Source organism: Caulobacter segnis, from assembly GCF_003243465.1.
Lineage (GTDB): Bacteria > Pseudomonadota > Alphaproteobacteria > Caulobacterales > Caulobacteraceae > Caulobacter > Caulobacter segnis_A.
In genome coordinates this window covers 1-5,013 of record NZ_QFQZ01000140.1, presented here as the reverse complement: position 1 = coordinate 5,013, position 5,013 = coordinate 1, and the positions used below count along the sequence as shown (strand labels likewise).

Annotated in this window: 7 protein-coding genes and 1 pseudogene; 6 read left to right on the top strand and 2 right to left on the bottom strand. The window is 67.8% G+C overall.

Translation table 11 applies throughout. The annotated features are described in order from the left end of the window. Positions 1-836 (top strand): chaperonin GroEL (groEL, locus tag DI526_RS23030; RefSeq protein WP_304283271.1); only part of this gene is annotated, 836 nt, incomplete at its 5' end. Positions 837-1,007: 171 nt separating this feature from the next. Beyond that, a complete protein-coding gene (locus DI526_RS23025; RefSeq protein ID WP_304283269.1) occupies positions 1,008-1,145 on the top strand; it encodes a hypothetical protein in 138 nt (45 codons plus the stop codon). Here DI526_RS23025 and DI526_RS23020 read toward each other — a convergent pair. Continuing rightward, the gene (locus DI526_RS23020; RefSeq protein WP_304283266.1) at positions 1,142-1,786 is read right to left on the bottom strand and encodes a tetratricopeptide repeat protein; all 645 of its coding nucleotides are present in this window, start codon (positions 1,784-1,786) and stop codon (positions 1,142-1,144) included. The genes DI526_RS23025 and DI526_RS23020 overlap by 4 nt on opposite strands. Before the next feature lie 111 nt (positions 1,787-1,897). Between DI526_RS23020 and DI526_RS23015 the strand changes: the two genes are divergently transcribed. From DI526_RS23015 to DI526_RS23005, 3 genes are all read left to right on the top strand, one after another. After that, complete coding sequence (locus DI526_RS23015) at positions 1,898-2,209, top strand: hypothetical protein (RefSeq protein WP_304283263.1); 312 nt, start codon at positions 1,898-1,900, stop codon at positions 2,207-2,209. Positions 2,210-2,276: 67 nt separating this feature from the next. Next, on the top strand, positions 2,277-3,107 hold the full coding sequence (locus tag DI526_RS23010; protein ID WP_304283261.1) for an intradiol ring-cleavage dioxygenase: 831 nt from the start codon (positions 2,277-2,279) through the stop codon (positions 3,105-3,107). Between the two features lie 90 nt (positions 3,108-3,197). After that, entirely contained in the window at positions 3,198-4,373 is a 1,176-nt protein-coding gene (locus DI526_RS23005) for a DUF3089 domain-containing protein (protein ID WP_304283274.1), read from the top strand. A 132-nt stretch (positions 4,374-4,505) separates the two neighbouring features. On the opposite strand, the gene DI526_RS23000 is transcribed toward DI526_RS23005, so the two are convergent. Further along, positions 4,506-4,688: a DUF1328 family protein gene (locus tag DI526_RS23000; RefSeq protein WP_304283258.1), complete on the bottom strand. Its 183-nt coding sequence runs from the start codon at positions 4,686-4,688 to the stop codon at positions 4,506-4,508. Positions 4,689-4,795: 107 nt separating this feature from the next. Between DI526_RS23000 and DI526_RS22995 the strand changes: the two are divergent. Then, positions 4,796-5,013: pseudogene (locus DI526_RS22995) on the top strand (cobaltochelatase subunit CobT); the annotation flags it as partial.

Genomic DNA, 5,013 nt, shown 5'->3' with positions numbered 1-5,013 from the left:
GCCTGCGCGTCGCCGCCGTCAAGGCTCCGGGCTTCGGCGACCGCCGCAAGGCCATGCTGGAAGACATCGCCATCCTGACCGGCGCTCAAGTCGTCAGCGAAGACCTCGGCATCAAGCTCGAGAACGTCTCGCTCGACATGCTGGGCCGCGCCAAGAAGGTCTCGATCACCAAGGACGACACCACGATCGTGGACGGCATCGGTGAGAAGGAAGCGATCGAAGCCCGCATCGCCCAGATCAAGCGCCAGATCGAGGAAACCACCTCGGACTACGACAAGGAAAAGCTGCAAGAGCGTCTGGCCAAGCTGGCCGGCGGCGTCGCGGTGATCCGCGTCGGCGGCTCGACCGAAGTCGAAGTGAAGGAAAAGAAGGACCGCGTTGACGACGCCCTGAACGCGACCCGCGCGGCCGCCGACGAAGGCATCGTCCCGGGTGGCGGCACGGCTCTGCTGAAGGCCTCCAAGGCTCTGGCTGGCCTGACCGGCGACAACGACGACCAGACCGCCGGCATCGCGATCGTCCGTCGCGCCCTGCAGGCTCCGATCCGCCAGATCGCCGAGAACGCCGGCGTCGAAGGCTCGATCGTGGTCGGCAAGATCCTGGAAAACGACAGCAGCTCGTTCGGCTTCAACGCCCAGAGCGAACAGTATGTCGACCTGGTCACCGACGGCGTCATCGACCCGGCCAAGGTTGTCCGCACGGCTCTGCAGAACGCCGCCTCGGTGGCCGGCCTGCTGATCACCACGGAAGCCGCGATCGTCGAAGCCCCGAAGAAGGCCTCGGCCGGCGCCGCTCCGGGCGGCATGCCCGGCGGCATGGGCGACATGGACTTCTAAGAAGTTCTGTCAGCCAATAGCTGAAACGGATGAGGGCGGGGCCTAAAGGCTCCGCCCTTTTTCTATCCATTCTCTTTCTATCCACCGCCTATCCACCGGATTCGACGAGCCCGGCGGATCGGAAAGCCGTCATCGGCGTTAGGCTACGGCTTCGCTAGCATGGAGGCCGTGATGTCGTTCGTGCGTGAGTACCCCGTCCCCCGGCGTAAACGCGGGCTGCGGATTTCCCCAAGTGTCGTCGTCCTGGGCCTTTCGGCCTGGCTGGTGCTGGGCCTGGTGAGCCAGGCGGGGTTCCAGCTGATCGGCTAGGGCGCGGGCGCGCCCCGCTTTGCCCAAAGCTCGGCCAGAGAGGGCGTTCCCTTCAGAGCCTTTGCGATGTCGGCGTGCCCTTCGGCCTCCTGCCCCTGCCTGAGGTGGGTCAAGCCGCGCATGTACCGGCTCGAATCAGAACGCGGCGAAACTCGTAGAGCCTCGTCGTAGAGGGCCGACGCCGTCGCATAGTCGCCGCGCTGGAAGGCTACGAAGCGGCAGCTATCAATAGCATCCAGAGATCGAGAGATCGCCAGGGCGCGGTCGCAGCGGCGAGCCGCCTCCTCCAAGTCGGCCTTCATCAAGGCCCGAATCCAAGCTGTATGGCTCCAGGACTTCTCCCGCATGGGCGCTAGTTCCAAGACACGCTCGTAATCGGCCTTGGCGCCGGCTAGGTCGCCAAGCTTCTCACGCAGGAAGGCCCGCTCCGTGATCGCCGAGGCGAAGTCGGGCTGGCGTTCGATCAGCTCGGCGAAGATGGCCATGGCCTGGTCGGTCTCGCCACGGGCGACGTGTCGGCGAGCGCTCTCAAGCAGACGACTTTCGGCGCGTCCGGCGGGAAGAAACAGGGTTCGGCTCTCTTCCGCGCGCACGAATGTCGCGAGCAGAACCATCATCACCAGCAAGACCATGGCGCGCATCGGCGTTCCCCCTGACGATCACGCTTACGATCACCCTGACGTTACATGCCAAGACGGAAACAGCCAGAGATCCGGGTTTGAATCCCGCCTCGCCAACGCTACATCCCGCCCATGTTCCGCCAGCGTCCCGACGCCGATCTGATCGTTCAAGGCTGGGTCATCGGCGTCATGGTCGAGGTCCCAGGCGAGCGCGCGCCCGTGCGCCACTACTTCGCCGTCGGCAAGGCCGACCGGGCCCAGGCTGAATGGGCCGCCACCGATCTGGCCCAGGCCGAGGGGGCGATCGCCTCCAGCCCCGTGGACGGCCATGAGCCGGTCGAGGCCCTGCACGAACTCGTCGCCTATCGTATGCGGGACCTTGGCCTCAAGACCGGCGAGGCGCGGCGTCTCGGCGACAAGTATCCGCGTCGCTGGCTGTTCTAAACGCCGAATAACCGCGGGTTTCAAAGGGGCAATACGCTCGCCCCCAATCCGCGGTTAGAGGCCAAGTATGCCTCAGATGTTCTCCACCAATCGCCGCCGCGTTCTGGCCCTGGCCGCTCTCGCGCCAGCGGCGGCCCTTCCCCGCCCAGCTCATGCCGACGCCCTTGTGCTGACGCCCCAGGTCACGCAAGGCCCCTACTGGTTTGATCCCAAGCTGCTGCGCTCGGAGATCACCGAGGGCCGACCGGGCGTCCCGGCCCGCGTGCGGATGACCGTGCTGGACCAGACCGGCGCGCCGATCCGGGGCGCGCGGGTCGAGATCTGGCACTGCGACGCCTCGGGGCTCTATTCGGGCTATGACGGCCAAGGCGACGACCGGAGAGCCGGAACCAAGGGCCAGACCTTCCTGCGCGGCGGCCAGCTCACGGACGCCAGCGGCGTCGCCGTCTTCCGGACCATCTGGCCAGGCTGGTACGAGGGCCGGACCCCGCACATCCACGCCAAGGTCTTCCTCGACGCCCGGACGGCCCTGACCTGCCAACTCTTCGTGCCCGACGCGCTGAGCGAGTACCTGTACGAGAACGTCCCGGCCTACAAGCGCCCTCGCAAGCGCGACACGCTGAACAGCAACGATGGCATCGCCCTGCAGGGCGGCGAGGCCATGGTCGCCGCGGTCAAGGAAGGCAAGGACGCCTACGAGATCGCCCTGACGGTCGCCGTCGATCCTCGCGCCGACTGGAAAGACCGGGGCTTTGGCCCCGACCTTCCCGGCGGACCGGGCGGCGGACCTCCGCCGGGGCCGCCGCCAGGCGGCATGGGACCGCCGGGCGGCCCCCCTCCCCGCGCCAGCGCCCTGACCGGCGAGGCGCGACTGAAGGCGATCGTCCCCGGTCTCTGAAATCTCCCCTTGGCGCGGCCGCGTCTTTCCGGTCATCCTCGGCGCCAAACGAGCGTTCGAACGCTGTCCGAGGGGAAGAGCATGACCGGGATGAGGCTGGCCGCCATGGGCTTGGCGGCGGTATTGACGATGGCCGCGTCGGCCTGCGCCCAACCGACGCCAACGCCGACGACGCCCAACGACTACGCCAAGCCTGAAACCTGGCTGTGCCTGCCCGGCCGCCAGGACGCCTGCGCCTCGGACCAGACCACCACGATCATCCAGGCCGACGGCAAGACCTCGACCGAGACCTTCAAGGCCGCGGCCGCGCCCGCCTATGACTGCTTCTATGTCTATCCGACGGTCTCGACCGATCCGGGCGGCAACAGCGACATGGTCATCGACCCGGCCGAGAAGCGTGTGGTCGACCAGCAGCTGGCGCGCTTCTCCTCCAAGTGCCGGGTGTTCGCGCCGATGTACCGGCAGGTCACCCTGGCCGCCCTGCGCACGGCCATGCTGGGCGGACGCTCTCCCGGCGATGGCGAGCTGGCCTATAACGACGTCCGCGACGCCTGGCGCTGGTACCTGGCCCACGAGAACAAGGGCCCCAATAACCAACCAAGGGGTGTCGTGCTGATCGGCCACAGCCAGGGCTCGCGCGTCCTGCTGAACCTGCTGAAGGCCGAGATCGACGGCCAGCCGGCCCAGAAGCAGATGATCTCGGCCCTGATCCTGGGCATGAACACGCCCGTCGACGCGGCCGGCAAGTACGGCTCGATCCCGCTGTGCGAGAAGGCCGACCAGGCCGGGTGCCTCGTCACCTACGTCTCGTTCCGCGCGACCAGCCCGCCGCCGGCCAACAGCCGGTTTGGCAAGACCGATCCCGAGGGCCATCGCGCCGGTTGCGTGAACCCCGCAGCCCTGCTGGCCGGCAAACCCTCGACCGAGGACACGCCGCTGCATTCGTATCTGAGCAGCAAGGGCTTCGGCGCGGTCGAGGGCCAGGCCCCGAAGCCATTCGCCAAGGGTCTGACGGTGACGACGCCGTTCGTCTCGATGCCCGGCCTGATCTCGGCCCGCTGCGTCAGCGAGGGCGACTTCACCTACCTGTCGGTCAAGATCAACGCCGACCCGGCCGACCCGCGCGCCGACGATATCGCCGGCGACATCGTGGTGGCGGGCTTCACGCTGAAGGATTGGGGCCTGCACCTGATCGACGCGAACCTGACCATGGGCGACCTGGTGGCGCTGGTGGATCGCCAGGCGGCGGCCTACGGGGTGAAGTGAGGACAGCGCCTCTGCTCCCCCGCTGGGGGAGCTGTCGCGGAGCGACTGAGGGGGCGGCTCCGCATAGGCCGAGCTGCCCCTCCGCCCCTCTGGGCCACCTCCCCCTGAGGGGGAGGAGAAATCGTTCAGCCCCTACTTCGGCCCGCTGACCGCCTTGAACACCGTGGTCCCCAGCACCAGCATGATCACGAAGCCGATCAGGAACAGGAAGAACAGCAGCTTGGCGACGCCAGCGGCCGCGCCGGCCACGCCGGTGAAGCCCAGGGCGCCGGCGATGATGGCGACGATGGCGAGAATGATGGCCCATTTGAGCATGACGGTTTCCCTCCGTAGGCGCCGATCTGGCGCGTTCGGAAAATCAACGCGGCTTGACCGCGCGCCGTTCCTTGTCTTCGCCGCCGGACGCCGGTAACCCAGTCGCCATGGCCTCCAAGCCCGAAAGCCCGACCGAACCCTTCAAGCGCGCCCTGGCCCACGCGGCCCGTTCGCTCGCCGAGACCCCTGACCTGGAGGTCGTGTTCTCGGGCGATGGTCCGCAGCTTCTGGGCAACCGCGCCGTGCTACCGCATCCGCCCCGCGACCTCTCCGGCAAGGAGGCCGCGCGCATCCGGGGCCTGGCCGACCAGATGGCCCTGCGCCT

What these genes read in the sequence shown, in the direction of transcription:
- DI526_RS23020 (WP_304283266.1), bottom strand. Translation starts at nt 1,786, where the DNA reads ATGCGCGCCATGGTCTTGCTGGTGATGATGGTTCTGCTCGCGACATTC.
- DI526_RS23010 (WP_304283261.1), top strand. Translation starts at nt 2,277, where the DNA reads ATGCCTCAGATGTTCTCCACCAATCGCCGCCGCGTTCTGGCCCTGGCC.
- DI526_RS23015 (WP_304283263.1), top strand. Translation starts at nt 1,898, where the DNA reads ATGTTCCGCCAGCGTCCCGACGCCGATCTGATCGTTCAAGGCTGGGTC.
- DI526_RS23000 (WP_304283258.1), bottom strand. Translation starts at nt 4,688, where the DNA reads ATGCTCAAATGGGCCATCATTCTCGCCATCGTCGCCATCATCGCCGGC.
- DI526_RS23005 (WP_304283274.1), top strand. Translation starts at nt 3,198, where the DNA reads ATGAGGCTGGCCGCCATGGGCTTGGCGGCGGTATTGACGATGGCCGCG.
- DI526_RS23025 (WP_304283269.1), top strand. Translation starts at nt 1,008, where the DNA reads ATGTCGTTCGTGCGTGAGTACCCCGTCCCCCGGCGTAAACGCGGGCTG.